This window comes from Planctomycetota bacterium, from assembly GCA_018242585.1.
Taxonomy (GTDB): domain Bacteria; phylum Planctomycetota; class Planctomycetia; order Pirellulales; family PNKZ01; genus JAFEBQ01.
The window spans coordinates 79,980-99,479 of record JAFEBQ010000003.1 but is presented as its reverse complement, the minus strand read 5'-3'; the positions used below and the strand labels follow the sequence as shown (position 1 = coordinate 99,479).

Annotated in this window: 17 protein-coding genes; all 17 read right to left on the bottom strand. The window is 62.3% G+C overall.

Annotated features, from left to right (window positions below; translation table 11 throughout):
• Positions 1-286 precede the first annotated feature (286 nt).
• The 17 genes from JSS27_01545 to JSS27_01465 all read right to left on the bottom strand — a co-directional run bounded on the left by JSS27_01545 (position 287) and on the right by JSS27_01465 (position 19,456).
• The gene (locus JSS27_01545) at positions 287-1,096 is read right to left on the bottom strand and encodes an SDR family oxidoreductase (protein MBS0207614.1); all 810 of its coding nucleotides are present in this window, start codon (positions 1,094-1,096) and stop codon (positions 287-289) included.
• Between the two features lie 185 nt (positions 1,097-1,281).
• Positions 1,282-1,707 (bottom strand): beta-hydroxyacyl-ACP dehydratase, encoded by a 426-nt coding sequence (locus JSS27_01540; GenBank protein ID MBS0207613.1) that lies wholly within the window; start codon positions 1,705-1,707, stop codon positions 1,282-1,284.
• Complete coding sequence (locus tag JSS27_01535; protein MBS0207612.1) at positions 1,704-3,173, bottom strand: NAD(P)/FAD-dependent oxidoreductase; 1,470 nt, start codon at positions 3,171-3,173, stop codon at positions 1,704-1,706. The genes JSS27_01540 and JSS27_01535 overlap by 4 nt, the downstream gene beginning before the upstream one ends.
• Positions 3,174-3,306: 133 nt before the next feature.
• Positions 3,307-4,698: an NAD(P)/FAD-dependent oxidoreductase gene (locus JSS27_01530; GenBank protein ID MBS0207611.1), complete on the bottom strand. Its 1,392-nt coding sequence runs from the start codon at positions 4,696-4,698 to the stop codon at positions 3,307-3,309.
• 252 nt (positions 4,699-4,950) lie between these two features.
• Positions 4,951-5,211: an acyl carrier protein gene (locus tag JSS27_01525; protein ID MBS0207610.1), complete on the bottom strand. Its 261-nt coding sequence runs from the start codon at positions 5,209-5,211 to the stop codon at positions 4,951-4,953.
• A 25-nt stretch (positions 5,212-5,236) separates the two neighbouring features.
• Positions 5,237-6,499: a beta-ketoacyl-[acyl-carrier-protein] synthase family protein gene (locus tag JSS27_01520; protein MBS0207609.1), complete on the bottom strand. Its 1,263-nt coding sequence runs from the start codon at positions 6,497-6,499 to the stop codon at positions 5,237-5,239.
• A gap of 470 nt (positions 6,500-6,969) precedes the next feature.
• Positions 6,970-7,779: a sulfite exporter TauE/SafE family protein gene (locus JSS27_01515; protein ID MBS0207608.1), complete on the bottom strand. Its 810-nt coding sequence runs from the start codon at positions 7,777-7,779 to the stop codon at positions 6,970-6,972.
• A complete protein-coding gene (locus JSS27_01510) occupies positions 7,776-9,161 on the bottom strand; it encodes an amino acid permease (protein ID MBS0207607.1) in 1,386 nt (461 codons plus the stop codon). Before JSS27_01510 ends, JSS27_01515 begins: the two co-directional genes overlap by 4 nt.
• 211 nt (positions 9,162-9,372) lie before the next feature.
• Complete coding sequence (locus JSS27_01505; protein MBS0207606.1) at positions 9,373-10,401, bottom strand: alpha/beta hydrolase; 1,029 nt, start codon at positions 10,399-10,401, stop codon at positions 9,373-9,375.
• A 94-nt stretch (positions 10,402-10,495) separates the two neighbouring features.
• A complete protein-coding gene (locus JSS27_01500; GenBank protein MBS0207605.1) occupies positions 10,496-11,332 on the bottom strand; it encodes an amidohydrolase family protein in 837 nt (278 codons plus the stop codon).
• 124 nt (positions 11,333-11,456) lie between these two features.
• The gene (locus tag JSS27_01495) at positions 11,457-12,734 is read right to left on the bottom strand and encodes a TIGR03067 domain-containing protein (GenBank protein ID MBS0207604.1); all 1,278 of its coding nucleotides are present in this window, start codon (positions 12,732-12,734) and stop codon (positions 11,457-11,459) included.
• A 106-nt stretch (positions 12,735-12,840) separates the two neighbouring features.
• Positions 12,841-13,287 carry an RbsD/FucU family protein gene (locus tag JSS27_01490; protein ID MBS0207603.1) on the bottom strand — a complete coding sequence of 149 codons (447 nt, stop codon included), beginning with the start codon at positions 13,285-13,287 and terminating at the stop codon, positions 12,841-12,843.
• 73 nt (positions 13,288-13,360) lie between these two features.
• Entirely contained in the window at positions 13,361-14,182 is an 822-nt protein-coding gene (locus JSS27_01485) for a sugar phosphate isomerase/epimerase (protein MBS0207602.1), read from the bottom strand.
• A 100-nt stretch (positions 14,183-14,282) separates the two neighbouring features.
• A complete protein-coding gene (locus JSS27_01480) occupies positions 14,283-15,530 on the bottom strand; it encodes a hypothetical protein (protein ID MBS0207601.1) in 1,248 nt (415 codons plus the stop codon).
• A gap of 339 nt (positions 15,531-15,869) precedes the next feature.
• Complete coding sequence (locus JSS27_01475; protein MBS0207600.1) at positions 15,870-16,889, bottom strand: zinc-binding alcohol dehydrogenase family protein; 1,020 nt, start codon at positions 16,887-16,889, stop codon at positions 15,870-15,872.
• 239 nt (positions 16,890-17,128) lie between these two features.
• On the bottom strand, positions 17,129-18,073 hold the full coding sequence (locus JSS27_01470) for an aldo/keto reductase (protein MBS0207599.1): 945 nt from the start codon (positions 18,071-18,073) through the stop codon (positions 17,129-17,131).
• 96 nt (positions 18,074-18,169) lie between these two features.
• A complete protein-coding gene (locus tag JSS27_01465; GenBank protein MBS0207598.1) occupies positions 18,170-19,456 on the bottom strand; it encodes a [Fe-S]-binding protein in 1,287 nt (428 codons plus the stop codon).
• Positions 19,457-19,500: the final 44 nt, after the last annotated feature.

Genomic DNA, 19,500 nt, shown 5'->3' with positions numbered 1-19,500 from the left:
GTGAGGTTCCCAGCGGTTCGGCAGGAGATCAACGGCAGGAAAGAGATGGCAATTGTGGCCAATCAGGTGCGCGGCTGGCAAGCAATTAATACCTTTTCACCGCAAAGACGCGAAGGACGCAAAGATAATACAGAAGGCAGCTTGAATCGCAGAGCACGCAGGGAGGCGCGGAGATCGTTACTTCCGTTCTTTTCTCTGCGCTGCTCAGCGTCCTCTGCGATTCAATTCTTCTGGTCTTCCTTGGCGACCTTTGCGTCTTTGCGGTTCAAAACTTGCCCGCTTAAGTCTACTTGTCGCCGACGACGCGCGTGACGATCTCGCGGTCGAAGTAGTTCACCGACATGCCGGCGTCGATGACCAACTGCTGGGCGTTGATGCCGCTCGACCGCGGGCTGAGTAGGAACGCCACGGCGGACGCCACTTCTTCGGTCTTGACCGCGGCGCGGCGCAAGGTGGCCTGCTCGGCGAACAGGTACGAATCGACGTACCCGGGAATGCCAGCCGAAGCGCTGGTCTTCAGCAAGCCCGGGGCGACGGCGTTGAACCGGACGCGCGAGAACTGGCTGAACGATTTGGCCAGGAAGGCCAACGACGAATCGAGAGCCGCCTTGACCGGGGCCATGAAGCCGTAGTTTTCCGACGCCATCCGCGTGGTCGAAATCGAAATCGTCACCACCGACCCGTCGGGGTCCAACAGCGACTGAAACTCGCGGGCAATCGCCAGCAGCGAATAGCACGAGATGTCGACCGCCCTGAGGAACGCTCCCTTGTCGGTCTCGTGAAACGGCCGCGGGCCCCCCGGCGGATAATCGGCAAAGGCAATCGAGTGGACAATACCGTGCAGTTTAGGATGCTTGGCGGCGATCTCTTCGCGCACGCGGGCAAGCTGCTCGGGAAACTCGACGTCGCAGACGAACACGTCGGCCCCGTCGACGAGCTTGGCGACTTCTTGCTTGCGCTCGGGCGTGCGGACGACGTGGACGACCGTGGCCCCGGCCTCGCGCAACACGCGCCCCACGTGCCAGGCCACGCTCTTGCGATTGGCCAGGCCAAAGACCAGCATCGTTTTGTCGGCCAGTTGCAGAAAGTCGGTCATGCGAACCTTAAATGCTTAGCCACAGAGGCACTGAGACACGGAGGGGAGCACGGAGGAAATCAAATGCTTAATGCGAAATGCTTAATTGAAGACAAGCGACAGGACAATTGAAACCCTCGCATTTCCTTTCTTGCTCTACTCTCCGTGCTTCACTCCGTGTCTCAGTGTCTCCGTGGCAAATACCGTCAGCCGGGCGGGACCAGCATGCATGCGAAGTCGAACCTCACGGCCAGCTTGCCGGCCGTGCGCACCGTGGCTTGCAGGAAGTACGCCTCGGCCAACCGCTCGGTCAGCTTGACTTCGATGTCAATCGTATCGCCCGGGCGGACCATCTGCTTGAACCGGACGTCGTTCATCCGCGTGGCCACCGGTACGCCCGCCTTGCCGGCGACCAGCTTCGATAGTAGCACCGCTCCGGCTTGCATGGCCGCCTCGCACAACAGCACTCCCGGCACCAAGGGAAACTGCGGGTAATGCCCGGCAAAGAAGTCTTCTTCCCCTGAGAAGTGTTTACGGCAGACGATGCGGTCGTCACTTTGTTCGACGATTTCGTCCAACAGCAGCATCGGCGGCCGGTGCGGGATGGCGGCCAGGATCGCGTCGCGGCTCATGACGCCGCCACCGTGGATGAGGCCGACGCCGAGTTCGCCCCCGCGGCGGTCGCGCTCTTGAGCAGGTAGCTGTCAACTTCGTTCGAGACGATCACTCCGTAGTTCACCGCACCGAGCCAACCCGACATGATGATCCCCACGCTCCCCGCGTGGTACAGACCGCGAACCTGCTCGGGCAGAGCCCGGCTGACGGCCAGCCCTTCGAACTTGGTGCCAAAGCTGGCGCCGCGCTGGTGGCGCGTGTAGTGCTCGAAGGTCCGCGGCGTCGACGCTTCGGTGTAGGCCAGCCGCGTGCGAACGTCGGGAATGTATCGTTCCAGGGCCGCGATCGTGCCGTCGATCAAATCCTGCTTCGAGGCGGCGTAAGCGACTTCGTCCAGGTGGGCCCAATCCTCGAACCGCGCGTTGGTGCTCGACACGATCATCGAGCGATCGGTCCCGGGGCGCGTGCGCGGATAATAGAACGAATAGGTCCGGCTGGTGATGTCGCGACTCAGCAGCGCATCGGTTCGGAACAGCGGCGCGGTCGAGCTGAACAGCAAGTCGCCGTGGCTTTCGTCCAGCGCGTCACCCGGGTGCAGGGCCATGTAGACCTGCGTGCTCGAATTGTTCAGCCGCACGGCCTTGGCGTCGTCGACAAACTTGCGGTCAAAGTGCTGCTCGCCGACCAAATTGAAGACGGTGTTCAGAAGATTAGCATTCGAGATCACCGAGCCGGCGCGGATCACACGGCCGTTGACTGTCACGCTTTCGACCCGGCCGTTGTTCACGCCGATGGCGTCGACCGCGGTGCGAATGCGCACGTCCACGCCATTGCGCTCCATTTCGGCGCGCATCAAATTGATCAGCCGATCGGTCCCCCCCTGGAACGTGTAGACCCCCTTCGACATGAAGTTCGAGAACACAATGCCATAAGTGATGGCCGGGTCTTCCAGAGTCGAGCCGTTGGCGTACGTGATCGGCTCCATCAACAGCCGGATCACGTCTTCGCGCCCAGGGAAGAACTTTTGGAACAACTGGCCGACCGTGGTCTGCTGGTCGTCGTAGAAGTTCATGTTCCGCGCCGCGTCGAAGAACGCGGTCACGGTCTCGGCCGCGATACCGAACCGTTCAACAAGCTGGCGAGTAAAATCCTCGCGCGTGAACGTGGTCCGCAGCGAGAACATCGGGTTGTCAAAGCGGATGTTCTTGAGCTGCACGATCGAGTCGGCGATTTCCGGCGTCCAATACCGGCGACAGCTCTTGATCATGCCGACCGGAAAGCCGTGCAAAGAAATGTCAAAGATGTGCCCGCCGGCGCGCTTGAACCAGGTGGCCATGCCGCCCAACTGGTAATGATGCTCCAAGAGCAGCACGCTGCGCCCCTGCTTGGCCAAGGTGTTGGCCGAGGTCAGCCCGGCCAGACCGCTGCCAATGACGATCACGTCGTAATAGTCACGGGCGTCTTTGAGAAAGTCTTTGGCCATGGGGGTGGGGAAAAAGTTGCTGGTTGTTAGTTGCTGGTTGCTAGAAGAAATGCGTTGGGCATCGGCGCGGTGTCCTAATTCCTTGTCTTCGCTAGCAACTAGCAACACGCAACTAGCAACTTTTTATTTGCAACTAGGAACCAGCAACTTCTCGCGACAACACATGCCTGTTCGCCATGCTGATGCCGCTGACGATGCTGCCAATGATACCAAGGAAACCTTGGTCCGTCCCGCACAAGAAGACGTTTTTCAGGTGGGTCAGCCCGTCGTAATGCTTGACGGCCGCGCCGTAGACCGCGCCGTTTTCGTGGCCGGTAAACCGCTTGATGGTCGTGGGGGTGAACATGTCGCTGGCCACGATCGACCCGCGGAAGTCGGGCACGAACCGGACGGCCGACGCCAGCATCTGCTCGTACCAGTCGCGCTTGGCGGCGCGATAGTCGGGCTCGGCCAGGGCCTGCCAACGGTCAAAGTTGGCCAGCGCCGTGATTCGCACGATGCCTTCTTCGAGCGGCTGGTCGTATTGAAAGTTATTCGGCGAGCAGATCACGCCGCTCCGCACGTCGCCCAGCCCGTCGGGCCGCCGCCAGTGGAACTTGTCGCTGTCGTTGAAGAAGACAATCGTCCGGTCCACGCCCAGCGCGCGGGGCTCGCAGTTCAGGATCGACATCGACTCGATGAACGACAACTGGCCGATTGCCTGGGCGTCGATCGCAGGCTGCTGGTCACAAAGGCGCATCGTCTCGAGCCAGCCGGCGCTCGACAGAATAGTCCGCGCTTCCAGTTGCGTGCCGTCGTCCAACTCAACGCCGGCGGCCTGGCCATCGCGAGTGACAATCTGCTTCACGCCGGCGCGCAAGCGCAGCTCGCCCCCCAGCTCCTTGAACCGCCGCACCAGCAGCTTCAAGATCGGCCGCACGCCGGCCCACGGCCGGGCGAAGCCTTCGAGGTAGACCCCGCGGAACAAGATGCAGAACTGCACCCAGTCCATGTCGTCTTCGCGGGCGCTGCCGTAGTACAACACCGGCGCGAAGATCATTTCGACTAGGAGCGGGTCGGTCACATACTGGCCCACCACGGCTCGAGCCGACGGCTGGTCGTGCGCGCCGTCCATCTGGTCATAGTCGACCAGCGCGGCCACCAGCCGGCGAAAGCCGTCGATCTGCGCGGGGAACCGCTCGGCGACCTGCGACTCGAACTTGCGGAAGTCATTGTCAAAGTCGAGCGTCACGCCGGGAAAAGCGACCTGCGAGCCCACCTGCGGGCACAGCGCGAAATCGTCCCACGAGAAGCGCAACTGTCTGAGCAGCCGGGCCAGCGGGCCTTGCCGCGCGCCCTTGGGCGTGAAGTTGGTGACCGCGTGCAGACCGACGTCGTAGTTGCGACCGTCCAGTCGGTAGAATGAGTTCAAGCCGCCGATCGTGGTGTGGCGTTCGAGGATGGCGACACGCTTGTCGTAATGGGCCAGCCGGATCCCGGCGGCCAATCCCGACAAGCCAGCGCCAATGATCAGAACGTCGTACATCGCGCTTGCGCTATTGATAGGTTGTGAGGCGATGAACGCGGAAAAGGTTTCAAGCGGGACCGACGAACACCCCTCCCTTTCAGGGAGGGGCTGGGGGAGGGTCGAGGCATCGCGCCAGATTGAAGCGGAACCCTCATCCGGCGGCTAGCGCCGCCACCTTCTCCCGGAGGGAGAAGGGGTTGTTCTGGAACTCGCTCATGGCGTTGAATTGTTAGCGCGTCGAATGCCGGCGCGTCACTCGATACCGACCGCTCAGGCCTTCTGCAAATCCTTCATCACCGGTTCGAGGTACGTCACCGTGCTCTGCATCGAGCGGAGTTGTGGATAGTCTTCCTCGGGAATCTGCACGCGGTATCGCTTGCGCAGCTCCATCACGATGTCCAGGAAGTCCATGCTGTCCAACTGCAACTGTTCGCGAAACGCGACGTCGTCTTTCAAATCCCCCAACTCGGCGTCGGGAGAAATGTCCTCCAGGATTTCGATAATCGCTTCGCGAATCTCAGCCGATGTCATCCAGGCAACTCCTGCGTAGGCTTGTTTAGTCGACACGTCGGACAATGACGGCAGAGTTGATGCCCAACATGCCGAATGAATTGTTCAAAATGTAGTTCACTGGTCCGATCTTCCGCGCCTCGTTCACCACCAAACCCGGCAAAGCGCACTCGGGATCGAGCTCTTGGACGTTGATCGTGGCGTGACAAGTCTGGTCGTCGAAGGCCGGCAAGTTCCCCGCCAGCTCCAGTGCGCCGGCCGCCCCCATGGCGTGGCCGATAAAGCTCTTGGCGTTGTTGAAGTACGTGTTCGGGCAGTCGTGAAACACCCGTCGCAGGGCCGCGCACTCTTGGGCGTCGCCGCTCGATGTGCCCGTGGCGTGGGTGCTGACGATGTTCACTTCGTCGGCCGAGATGCCAGCGCTGCGGAGCGCCTTTTCGACACATTCGGCCTGCCGGTCGGCGTTGGGCAGCACAAAGTCCGTGGCGTCGCTGTTGATCGCATAGCCGGCGATCTCGCCATAGATCTTCGCGCCGCGAGCGCGAGCGTCGCTCAACCGCTCCAGGACGTAAATGCAGCCCCCTTCGGCCACCACGATCCCGTTGCGCTGCTTGTCGAACGGTCGCGAAGCCCGCGTGGCGTCGTCGTGCCAGGCCAGCGCTCCTTGGCTCTTGAAACTGGCGAAGATGCCGAACGTGTGGATGCTTTCCGACACGCCGCCGGCCAAGGCCACGTCGACCTCGCCCAGACGGAGCATCTGGGCCCCTTGGATCAAGCCCGCGTTGCCGGCGGCGCAGGCGGCGCCGATTGTGTAATGCGGGCCGGTGATTCCCATGTTCAGCGAGATTTCACCCGCCGGGTTGTTGGCCACCGTGCGTGGGTTGTGATGGTGCGACCAGAACTTGGTGTCGTAGTCGAAACCCTTCAGCTCGTGAATCTCGTTTTCGGTCTCGACGTTGCCGTGTTCGGTCACGCCGATGTAGATGCCCACGCGCGACGGATCGAGGCCGGCCCAGTCGAGCTTCGAGTCGGCCACTGCTTCTTGAGCGCAATAGACACTCACGCTGCCGGCTCGGGTGCCGCGGCGAACGTCTTTCTTTTTCTGATAGCGTAGCTCGTCGAAACCGCACACGCCGGCCACGGTTGCGCCGATGTAGCGAATCTCGTAGGGGCGGACGCCACTCTGGCCGGCCAACAGCGCGGCGCGGAACTCGGCCAGATTGTTGCCATTGGGCGCAGTCAGGCCGATGCCGGTGATGACGATCCGTTGCTGGTCGGGCCGCTCGGCGGCCGGGACACCGGCGATCATGGCGTTTGACTGGGAGAAGAGGATCGATGGGTGGGCCAAAACGCCGACTCACCCCGGCCGGTCACCGACTTAGATCGGTGTTCACGGCCAGGCGCATACGTAGAGCCGGTCGCACGGACAGTTTGCGTCTTTGATACGAACCTTCGAGGTTACCGGTTCGGGGCCAGCTTGACAAGCGGCCGGGGCGTAGGGAGCGTCCAGTGGCAGGCATGTTAAGCCGTTTAGTCGCAGGGATTTGCTACGCGAATCCCTTGGATTCGCCGATCTGGTGGAGAACCGGGGGGTGGGGCACTATCGCAACTACGGAAATCAGAATCCATCTAACGGTCAATAACCCAGTCATTAGCATGAGAAACACGAGCTTTCGACGGCTTGAGACCACGGCTCGCTTAAGATTTACGATGAGATCATGCACTCGTGCCGAGCTTAGCGTAGTTAGACAGGGGTCTATTGGCCGATTTCTCTAGCCCCTAGCCCCTCTTCTCCCCAAACTCCTGCCAGAGGTACCACGTGGCCAGGGTGTACCCGATGGCGATCACGATCCAACGGATCAGGTTCTTGTTGGTCCGCTGGGCCATCAGCGCCCCGCAATAACCGCCGGTCATCGACGCGACGGCCATCAGGCCAGCAATCGGCCAGTCGATCTGTCCCGACATGATAAACACCACGACGGCCACGCCGTTGATGCACGAGCCGAGCAGGTTCTTCAGCGCGTTCATCACGTGAATGTCAGGCAGCCCCATCATCGCCAGCGCGCTGAGCATCAGAATGCCGATCCCGGCGCCGAAGTAGCCGCCGTAGATCGCCACCAGGAGTTGAAACCCCATGATCGCCAGCACCCGCCCGCGGGTCGGCGCGTCGTGGGCCGCGCCGATGCCCATCGCTCGCGCAATCACCGGCTGCAGCGCAAACAGCGACGCCGCTGTCAGGATCAGCCAGGGGACCAGCGCGTCGAACACCTTCGACGGCAGCTCGATCAACAACAGCGCGCCGATCAAGCCCCCCAGCAAGCTCGGCCCAATCAGCCAAGGAACCCAGCCGCGCGCGGCCGGCCACTGGCGTCGATAGCCCCACAAGGCGGCCACCGAGGCGGGGAACAGCGCCACGGTGCTGGTCGCGTTAGCCGCCACCTTGGCATCGGCGGGCGAGAGCTGGCGAGCCACGGCCAGCGCCGCGGCCAGGGCCGGAAACGTCAGCAGGGTGCCGCCGCCAGCCACCGAGTTGATCGCGCCGGCCACGAACGAGACCAGTGCCAACAAGATCATTTGCGCGACGCTCATCGATCGGTCGCTCCTTCCAGCGGCGCGGCGCGACCACGATCCAGCCAGGCGAGCACGGCCCCGACGCTCAGAATGAACAGCGACCAGGCCGACTCCCACGACCAATTGGCCCAGGCATAGTCGACGCCAGCGTAGACCATGTATGCGCACACCAGACAGACGACCAGCGGCAAGACAGGGTACAACGGCACGCGGAACGGCCGCGGCGTGTCGGGCTCGCGCACTCGGAGGACGAACAACGAGCTGATCGACGCGGCCAGAAACAGCCAATAAATCGGCGCGGTGAAGGCCACGAGCTTGTCGAACATCTCGCCGCTGGCCGCGTAGACCCACCACATGACGACGATCACGCTCGTCGACAGGATGGCTTCGAGCGCCAGAGCGGCGGTCGGCGCGTCGCGCCGCTCGTCCCACCGGCCGAGCCAGGCAAACCGCGCGTGTCGGCAACCAAGCGCGTAGTACAGCCGCGAGCCGGTCAACGTCATGCCGTTCAACGCGCCGAGCGTCGACACGCAGACCAGCACGGCCACGAACCGCCGGCCAAAGTCGCCGAGTGTCAGTGCCGCGACATCGGCGGCCGGCACGTGACTTTTACCCAGGCCTTCCAGCCCGAGCGCGTGGACCATTGCGTAGTTGACCAGCAAATAGATCGCCGCGACCGACGCGGTGCCCAGCAGCAGCGCGCGGAACAGATTGTGCTTGGGATCGCGAACCTCGGCCGCCACGATCGGCATTTCGTGCCAGCCGCTATAGGCGAACAGGACGAAGATCAGGGCCAGCGCCCAGTTGGTCGAAATATCCCGCGCGATGAGCTGGGAGACTTGGGGATCGTGAGGTTGCGCCGGTGTCAGCAAACCCAAGACCACGACGGCCAACAGCCCGATGATCTTGGCGGCCGACAACACATTCTGCGTCCACGCGCCGCGGCGCAAGCCGAACAAATTCACCACGGTCAGCGACAACGTCGAGCCGAGCGCGTAGATCAGCATGCCAGAGTCGCCCAGGTTCCACAGCTCTTGGGCATAGTTGGCGAACACGGTGGCCAGCACGCCGACCGAGCCGGGCCGAATGATCCACAATTGCGCCCAGGCAAAAATGAAACCCGCCCACGAGCCATAGCCGCGCGACAGGTAAACCAGATCGCCCCCCTCGGCGGTCCAGGCAGTGGACAACTCGGCGTAGCAGAGCGCCCCGGCCAGGGCGAACAGCCCGCCGAGCGCCCAGACGAGCATCAGCGCCGCTTCGCTCGGCACGCTGCGGGCCACCGTCGGCGTCGATTGAAAAATGCCCGAGCCGATGATGATGCCAACGATGATCGAAGCGGCATCCCACAACGAGAGTTGCGGCCTGGGCCGCGCCGTCGTTTCAGCAGGCTGGTTCACGTTGGCTCAGGCTCTTTTTTTGCCACAGAGACACGGGGGCACGGAGTGAAGCACGGAGAATGGAATGAATGTTAATGACCAATGTCCAAGCACCAATGACCAATTTACTCAACGAGTCCGCTTTTTTGGTCATTGCGACTTGGTCATTGGTTATTCGTCACCCTTGCCCCACTGCCTTCTCCGTGCAGGCCTCCGTGTCTCCGTGGCTAACTTACTTGGAAGCGGCCGAAGGGGCCGGCAAGACCGCGATGTCGCGGAGCCATTGCTCACAGGCCGCGGGCCAGGTGGCCGCCGCGGTGCCGGGCACGGCGCGCATGCCGAACCCGTGGCCGCCCCGCGAGTAGACGTGCAGTTCGGCCGGCAGCTTTTCGGCCCGGACTGCCTGGTACAACTGAATGCTGTTGTCGGCGGCTGATAGATCGTCACCCGCCACGGCAAAGAACATCGGCGGGGTCTGCTTGTCGACCTTGAATTGCGCGCCGAGCTTGCCGGTGGCCTTGTCGACGATACCGCCGCCGTAGATCAACGCGGCAAAGTCGGGCCGGCAACTCGAACGATCCGAGTCATCGATCGATTCGTAAGCTCGGTGGGCGTAGTTGCATGACAGATTCGCGGCCAGGCTCCCCCCCGCCGAAAAGCCGATCATGCCGATCTTGGTCGGGTCGATTTGCAGCTTGCTGGCGTGCGCGCGCAGCAAGCTGAGCGCGCGCTGCGCGTCTTGCAACGGCTGGAGCGGCGGGCCGGCCTCGGGCTGTCCTTCGCGGCGTGGCACGCGATACTTGAGTACCGCCGCCACCATGCCCAGCGAGTTGGCCCACTGGGCGATCTCGACCCCTTCCTTGTTCCAGGCGAGCATCCGGTAGCCGCCGCCGGGCGCGACGATGATTGCCGCGCCGTTGCGCCACTCGGCCGGCGGAGCATAGATCGTGATCGTCGGCTGCGTGACGTTTTCGACGCGCTCGGGGGGCTGGCCCGGTCGGCCAACGCTAAGCTTCTCGGGTTCAATCTTGCCAGTCTCGCTGGGTGCCTTGCCTGGCCACAGTTCGATGCCGCCGGCAGTCGTCACGTCAAACAAGGTCACCGGCTCGCGCATCGCCGGCCGCAGTATTTCGCCCGGCAGCGGTGGAACGCCGCCGCGCGGAATCTTGGGCGCGCTCGGATCATTCGGAAGCTGCGCCAACGTGAGCGAGGGAGCGGCGAACAATAACGCGGCGGTCCAGACGAAAGGTGCGCGAGACATGGAGCATCCTCCAGCAGGGAACGGGCAGGAAAGTCGAGCGACAGCGACCGCTGAGTATAACGTCTGGCCAAGTCGCGTGCGCCGTCTCGTCGATTTACGCCGGTAAGCGATAGAACTTCGCGGCCGTGCCGCCGAAGATTTGTTCGCGCTCGGCGGCGCTCAAGGGGGCCAGCGCCTGTCGCATGCTGGCGAACACTTCTTCGTAGCTGGCCGACAACTCGCAGACCGGCCAGTCGCTGCCAAACATCAGCCGCTCGGGTCCGAACAGCGCCAAGGCCGCGGCGACGTACGGCTGCAAGTCGGCCACGGTCCAGGCGTGCCAAGCCGCCTCGGTCACCAGCCCCGACAGCTTGCAATAGACATTCGGGCATGCCGCCGCCGCGCGGAACGCCGGCAGCCAATCGTCGAGCGCGTGCTCGCGGACACGCGGCTTGGCCAGATGATCGATCACCAGCGGCAACGTCGGGACGTGGCGTGCGACCGTGGCCGCGTGCTTCAAATGCTTGACGTAGAACAGCAGATCGAACGGCACGCCGGCCCGCTCCAGCACGCGCAGGCCGCGCAGCACATCGGGGCGAATGATGAAGTCGTCGTCCGGTTCATCCTGGGTGACGTGGCGCACGCCGACGAACTTGGGGTGCGCGCGGAACTCGGCCAACTGATCGGCGCAAGCTGGGCTGGCCAAATCGACCCAGCCAACGACGCCGGCCACAAAGTCGTAACGCTCGGCCAGTCCCAAGACCCAGCGGTTCTCGGCCAGGTCGTGCTGGGTTTGCACGAAGATGCTCCGCGCGATGCCGGTCACCCTTAAGTGCGGCAGGATATCTTCGGGCAGAAAGTCCCGACAGATCGGCGCCAATTCCGGCGCGCGAAGCCACGCATAATTGAACGGCTGACTCAGTTGCCAGAAGTGCTGATGGGAGTCGAGCATGGGGGGGAGAAGTTGCTAGTTGCTGGTTCCTAGTTGCTAGCGAAAGGCGTCTAGTGGTGTGTCTTTACTAGCCGCTAGCAACTAGCAACCAGCAACTTTTTGAACCAGCAACTCGCAACTTTTCTCATTTCCCCAAACACCAGCGGCCGTCGATCAACTCGAGCTTGATGGACGGGGCCGGGATACCGGTGGTGACTTTGCTGGCGTCGAACGTGGCTACCGTACCCCCTTCGTTCATCCGTGGGTCAATGTTCTTCAGCGCTCGGAGCGTGATTGCCATTTTCTCTCGCACCTCTTTCAAGAAGCCCATCTGCTGCTGACGACCATCGGCGGTGGCCCCTTTGACCAACGCGGCCGGGATCGCCAGTTCCACGAATTCGTCGTACTTCTCGGCGTCGAGCAGGTTGGCCGCGCGCTCGACAAAGGTGTTGATCGCCTGGCGCTCCGCAGGCGTGGCCGCGCGCAAAGCTGCGGCCGGCGGCGGCGATGATGACGCCGACGCCACGGCCGGCGCTGCGCCTGCGCGCTTGCAGATCAGATAGATGAACCGGCTCCCCTCGACGTTGTCGAACTGTTGGGGCCAGGGGTCATCAATGCTGCTGTTCAGACAAATCTTCAACGCACCTTCGTCGAGCTCGTAAATCCCTTTGCGCCCGTTCTTGATCGGGTTCTTGGCATCCCAGATCTTGATTCGCTTGGGGCTCGAGCTGGCGTCGACGCTGAACCGAAACTCGCTAAGCGTCCAGGTGATTTCGAGCGGGCTGAAATTGACTTTGAACTTGTACAGGTCCGCGTTCGGCATGATCTTGCCATCGACCTGCGCGACCAACGGCTCCCAAGCCCCCTGCAGCGCCAGTCGATCGCCGGCGAGCTCGTCTCCCGCTTTCGGAATCGCGTCGCCGTTGAAGGGTTCGCTGGTCGGCTTAGCCGCGCCGACGGTTGGCGCGCCTCCTGGCGGCAGCGCGCCGCGTCCCAAAGGTCCAAAACCAGGGCGCATGCCAGGGCCAAAGCCCGGTCGCCCACCGGGCCCGACCATCGGTCGTCCAGGTCGTTCGGCTGGCGCGCCGTCAGGGTTCTGCGGAGTGGCTGGCTTGTCGGTGGCCGATCGGTCTGGCCGCGGCCGTTCGACCCGAACCTTCGCGCCCCCTTGCCCGTCAACCTTTTCCGGCGGCACGCTGATCGTGATCTCTTTGCCCTGCTTGTTAATCACCTTCAGGCGCAGCCAACCAGGCTTGGTGTATTCGATGAACTCGCCGGTCTCCTTCTGACCAGCCCGCTCGAAGGTGACCTTGTCACCCGGCTTCAGCGCCTTGGCATCGTCAGCGGCCGCCAACACAGCGAAAGCCGACACGAACAGCCCGAGGATCAGAGCGAACACCCAGCGAGCGCGTGCGAAGTGCATGGGGGCCTCGTATAGAAAAGTTGCTAGTTGCTGGTTGCTAGCGGCTAGTTAAGACAATCCAGTGGACGCATTTCCCTAGCAACTAGCAACCAGCAACTCGCAACTTTTAATTCATTCTCACACCAATCGTTAGCAGCACGTTGGCATAGCGCTGCAGGTCGGCGGTTTGCACCGTCAGGACATGGTCCGGCGTGGCCACCGCGTCGTAGAAGCTCCACTTCTCGATCGGCCTGAGTTCGACCCCAAGCTTTTCGCGCTTGATGACCGCGCGATACTCGTCCCAGACCGGCGGATCGGACTTCAAGGCGTACGGCCCCTCGAGCTCGTACATCATCGTATTGATCTCCTCGACCGCCACGGCCGAGAGGATCGCCTCGAGCACCTGGGTACACGTCACCACGCCGGGCATCAGGTTCAAGCTCACCAACTCGGCGTTGGGGCCGCGCTTGCTCGACGCCGGGTAATGCCCGTCGGCGATCAACACCTTCGAATGATGGCCGGCCCGGCCAAGAATCTCGTTTAACTGGGGATGGATGAGTTTGTGTTTGAGCATGGGGAAAGAAGTTGCTAGTTGCGAGTTGCTGGTTGCTAGTGAAAGGCATCAGATGGAAGGTCTTTACTAGCTGCTAGGAACCAGCAACTAGCAACTTATTAAACGCCACCATCGTCTGCATCGCCGCTCCGGTCGCGTCGGGCCAGGAGAGGACTTCGGCCGACAAGTATCCTTGGTAATCGATCGATCGCAGCGCGGCAATGATCGGGGCGTACTCCATGTGCCCCAAGCCGGCTGCCCGACGGTTCGTGTCGACAAAATGAACGTGGCCGATCTTGCTGCCGCCGGCGCGCAGGGCCGCCGCGATGTCGACCTCTTCGATGTTCATATGGAACAAATCGGCCAGCAACACCAGGTTGTCGGTCCGCGCCCGGCTGATCACCTGCAGCCCCTGCTCGACCGTGGTGGCCATGTTGGTTTCGTAACGATTCAACGGCTCGTAGACGAGCGGCACGCCATACTTGCGGGCATGCTCGGCCAGGTCGTGCAGCGCCTCGGCCAACCAGCCGTGCGCCGTCGCCGCGTCGATCGTATCGCCCCAGCAACCTTGCATCGAGCCGATGATCGCCGGCGCGCCGAACGATCCGCCATAGTCGATCATCGAGCGGATGAACGCGGCGGCCTTGCGCCGTGCCTCGGCGTCGGGCAAGCACAGATTCAACTTGTGCTTCACCCAGCCGGCGCCGGTGCCAACCGCGGCCAGCTTCAAACCATACTCATCGAGCAACCGGCGCAGCGTCGCCGGCTCGACCGCGTCGGGACCGGGTGCGAACAACTCGATGGCGTCGAAGCCCAACTCGCGGGCCACGCGACACGCCCCGGGCAGGTCGTCCCAAAAAACAAACGGCCCCCCGCGGGCTTCGTTGACGAGGCTGATGGTGACGGCGGATTTCATGGGGGAGAAAAGTTGCTGGTTGCTAGTTGCGAGTTGCTAGGGAAAGGCATCAGGTGGAGGGTTTTTACTAGCAACTAGGAACTAGCCGCTAGCAACTTCCTCAAAGAAACAACGGCTTCAAATGTCGGTCATACAAATTGCCCGTCACGTTCTTGGCAATCGTCGTTTCGCAGGTCTGCAAGCAATTCAGGTACTTGTCACCCATCTGCGCCGCGATCTTGTAGCCGACGTGAATCAATTGCCGCAGGTGCGGGTTAAAGTCGGGGCATTTCGGGTCGTGCCTTAGCGCCGCCACGAACTGCTCGCTGCTCCAATCGTTCACTTGCTCAACCGGCGGTAACTTCTTCGGGTCGATATCGATCACCGTGGCGTAGGGGGCACACAGGGCGTCGCGCTTGTCGAGCGCCTTGGCGTAGATTTCCTTGGCCACCTTCAACCCGTCGCCCCCTGCTTCGGCCAGACCGATGCACTCTTCCAACCACGTCGTGCCGGCCGTCTTGATGTGCAAGCCGGCGTCGAACTTGGCCAGGCAACGCCGAATTGGCCCATAGATCGAGAACTTGTCGCTTCCCGAGTGGACGCTCAGCTTCAAGTTCTTGGGCAAGCCGAACTGCGCGACCGCATAGGCGATCACCGCCAGGTCGTCGTGGAATTCCTTCTCGAATTGGACTAGATCGCCGACGTAGTCGACCCCCTTGTTGAACCGCCCCGTGAACTTGGGGGCGATCGTCTGGATCGGAATTTTTTGGGCCGCGATCGCCGCCAGGATCACCAACAACTCCGGCGGAGTCTGCGGGCTGTCGGTCTCGTCCATCGAGACTTCGGTGATGAACTTGTCGGTCCCTTTCTTCTCGGCGATGTGCCGGTAGATCCGGCCGGCTTCCTGAACCGCCAAGAGATACTTGCCCGCGATCCGCTCGACGTCGGCGCGCGAAATCTCGAACGGTTGCGCGATGCCGGGAATGGAAATGCGCCCGACCAGTTGCGGGTGGGCGTCGGCAAACTGGCGGACCGCGACCGGATCGGCCGGCTTGCCGATCGATTCGGCCACGTCGACGGTGTAGAAGTCGCTGGTGCCGATAAAGCCGTCGACCGTTTCGAGCCGAATGTGATCGGCGTCGATATGGAACGGCCGCTTCCAACCGAGCTTGGTGACGGCAGCCTGGGCGGCGGCCAACACGCTCGGCGGTTCGGAGCCGACGGTGGTGTGTTCGCGGTACGACTTGTTCCAGACGGGGACGATGTCGACCCCTTGTTCGGCGGCGCGGAGGCAAGCCCGTAACTGGGCCTCGGCCTGATGTGCAAAGCGATCCCCCATGCCGAACGAGTATTTACCGAGCGTGAGCATTTTTTGTTGGTCCGTTGTCAGTGGTCCGTGGTCAGTTGTTGGGCGGAGCGATTAGCAATTAGCGATTAGCCAGAGAGACGGTTCAGACTTCTTGTCGATCTAATCGCTAGATTTGTAGGTCAGGCCTTGGCCTGACAAGTGGCTTTAACGAGCCTCCGTCAGGCCAAGGCCTGACCTACGGGCTAATCGCTCGCTGCTCGCAGCGCCCCCTATTACGCCAGCGCGCAGGCACGTCCGCAAGGGGCGACAAAAACCGGCGACTGAACGCCGTGCTCACCAACTCGCGGCTCTCGCCGCCCTAGCCCCTAACCCCTAGTCCCTAGCCCCTCTTCTCCCCCCTCAACACACTTCCACCACCGCTTTGATCACGCCGGTCTCGGGGCGGGTGTACGACGGGAAGGCCGCGATCAGCCCGTCGATCGGCGTCCGGTGCGTGATCCACGGCCGGGTGTCGATCTGGCCATCTTCGATCAACTTGATAATTCGCGTGAAGTCGGGCGGCAGGGCATTGCGGCTACAAAGCAGCGTCCCCTCGGGGCGATGGAAGACCGGGTGCTTGAACGTCACCTCGCCGGTCGTGATGCCGACGTAGACCAACCGCCCCGTCGGCGCTACGTAGCCGAACGCCGCCGACATCGACACGTTCGAGCCGGTGGCGTCGATCACCACGTCGGGCAGGTTCCCATCGGTCACGCGGCGCAGGTCGGCCTCGACGTTTTGCGTGAGCAAAATCGTCTCGTCGACCTTCATCGTCTCTTTGCAAAAGTCGAGCCGCTGCTGGTTCATGTCGAGCACCAAAGTCCGCGCACCCGACAGCTTGACAAATTCGATCGTGGCCAGCCCGATCGGCCCCGCGCCGATGACCAGGCAGTTCTCGCCCTTGACCGGCGCGCCCCGGTTCACCGCGTGACAGCCGATGGCCAAGGTTTCGACCAGCGCCAACTGGTCCATCGTCAGCTTGGTCGACGGGTGGAGCTTGTCGGCACGCAGCACGAACCGTTCGCACATCCCGCCGTCGATCATCACGCCGATCACATTCAGATTCGCGCAGCAATTGCCCGCCCCCTTGCGACAGGCGTGGCAGTTGCCGCAGTTCATGTACGGCTCGACGGCGCAGCGATCGCCCGGCTTGACGTTCGTGACGCCGGAGCCAACTTCCAGCACCTCGACCCCCAGCTCATGTCCCGGGATGCGTGGATATTTGAAGAAAGGCATCTTGCCCAGGTAGCCGCTGATGTCGGTGCCACAGATGCCGACGCGATAAACGCGGACCAGGGCCTGGCCCGGCCCAGGCTTGCCGGGCTCGGGAACATCAATCGGCCGGAACTGCTTAGGAGCCTCGAGCTGGAGTGCCTTCATGCGTGCGTATACCTCTGGTTAAGTTTGTTTGCCACGGAGGCACAGAGACACTGAGTTAAGCACGGAGGTGACGAGTCAGTAATAACCAAGCACCAATGTCCAATGACCAATGACCAAAGATTCTGCTCGCCTATCGCTTTTATTGGTCATTGAGATTTGGTCATTGGTGCTTCGCCATGCATCTTTATCTCAATTCTCTCCGTGTAATCCTCCGTGACTCTGTGTCTCCGTGGCTAATCCTACCCCGGCGCCGGGTCATTGTTCTCCGGACGGCCTTCGGTGTAGTGCCAGTTGTGGATCGGTTTCAAGATGGCCAGCACTTCGTTCAACAACGGCTGATCGATCGGCTTTTCGGACCATTCGACCCAGCGGCGGACGTTCGCCGGATTGGCCGAGCCGACGACACAGGTCGTCAGCTCTTCGTTGGCAATCGAATATTGCAGCGCCAACTGGGCAATGTCGACGCCCCGCGCGGCGCAATGCTCGGCCGCTTGTTTGCAGATGGCCCGCACCTCGGGCGTGGCCTTGTGCCACGGGGGCAGGGCTTGATTGGTCAACAAGCGTGCCGAGAAGGGGGCCGCGTTCATGATGCCGACGTTCTTGCTCTTCAGGTACGGCACCAGATCGGCCAGCATGGTGTTCTGTAGCGTGTAATGGTTGTACGACAACATCACGTCCAGCTCGGTCCGATCGAGGACGTAACGAAACATCTTCATCGGATAGCCGCTAACGCCGATGAAGCGGACCTTGCCTTGTTGTTTCAGCTTGCGGAGCGCCGGCAGGGTCTCGTCGACGATCTGCTGCATGTCGACGAACTCGATGTCGTGACACAGCACGATGTCCAGATAGTCGGTCTTCATCCGCTCGAGCGAGACGTCGACGCTTTCGACGACGCGCCGCGAGCTGAAATCGAAATGGCTGGGCGCGTAGCGACCGAACTTGGTCCCCAGCAGGTACTTCCCTCGCGGCACATCGCGCAAAGCGACGCCCAGCAGCACTTCGCTCATCCCCCGACCGTAGTACGGCGAGGTGTCGATGAAGTTCATCCCCAGTTCCAGCGCCTCGTGTACCGAACGGAGGGCTTCGTTCAAATCGACGCTGCGGAACTCTTGGCCCAGCGACGACGCGCCGAACGACAGCCACGACAGATGCAGACCCGTGCGGCCCAGCGGACGTAAACGCACAATCGAATCTCCACGCGACCAGTGAAGGAGCAAGTCCGTGGATATTAGCGTCTTTTCGAGGGCAATGCGAACGGCCAGAAAGTGCCGCGTCGTCGCTTAATGCCCGGCGCCCCAATGGCTGCCCGGTGGGGGCAAGTTGCCGGTCGCATCCAATGGCAACGGGCGCGGTGGGACGATGATCTCCAAATCCTTCCGCTCCCGCGCCTCGGCCAGATAAGCCACCGAGCACTCCGCTTCGACCAGGTGAAGCGTGTTGTGAATCCAGCAGACTCGCGCGTCGATCGGATCGACCAGCCCGATTGTCGCCATGGCCGCGTCGATCGCGCCCCGGTCGGTGGCAAAGCTCAAGGGGAGTCGCGCCGCCTCGGGATGGCCGCCGGTAATGCAGTTGATCTTGGTGACTTCCATGTCGGCCTGCTCGACGGCGCGCTTCAAGACATAATCAGCCAGGCCGATGCCCGTCGCGTTGCCGTGCGTGGCTTCGGTGAGCGCGCGAACAATAATCCGCCGCACGTTGCCACGTCCGCCCGGCTCGCCCGCCGCGGGGGTCATCCGCTTGCGATAGACCACGTTGGGGTCCAAGCCGGTGCCGCTGATGTTCTTGCCGATCTCGTCGATCAGCAGCACGTCGGTCCGCTCGAACGGCAACCGTGGCAGCCAGGCCGCCGCCAGCTTCAGCAACTCGCGCTCGCGGCTCTCGAAATCTTGCGGCGCGACGGCCTCGATCAACGCCGTCTGGTCGTACGGGTTTTCGACAATCGCCAAACCCGCCACGATTCGGCAGCGCTTCAGCACCTGGCCTGCGACACTGCGCAGGATTTGACCGAAGCTGTAGTTTTGAATGGCCCGGTGATAGATGATCGCGCCGTTGTGCTTGCCTAGACCGATGAGCATCATCTTCATCAGCCCGCTCTCGATATCGCCGACAAACCCGGTGTGCGGCTTCACGCGACCACAGACCAGCACATGGTCCGCCGTCGAAGCGTGCTTGTCGAAATGGATTGGGAAGCCTTCGTCGGCCTGGCAGACGACGACCGTTTCCATCGACGCGCGAATCGGACAGCCGCAATACTCGGGCGTGACGTTGTAGCCGCGGAGGATTTCGACTTGCCCCTCGGCCGTGCCGCCGCCGTGGCTCCCCATCGACGGAACGATGAACGGCTCGGCTTGCAGACTTTTCAGGTGCTCGACCGTGGTTTTGATGATCAGGGCGATGTTGGCGATGCCGCGGCTGCCGGCGGTGATGGCCACGGTTTGACCCGGACGGATGGTCCGTTCGAGCCCGAGCTTCTTCAACTCGGCGCCGACCGTGCCGGCGATGTCGGCGACCTGTGGCGCGTCGAACGTCTGGCGGACGCGAAACATCTGGGGGTAATCAAGCATGGGACACTCGCTAACGATCGTGGGTTCTGACGCCCTCATCATAT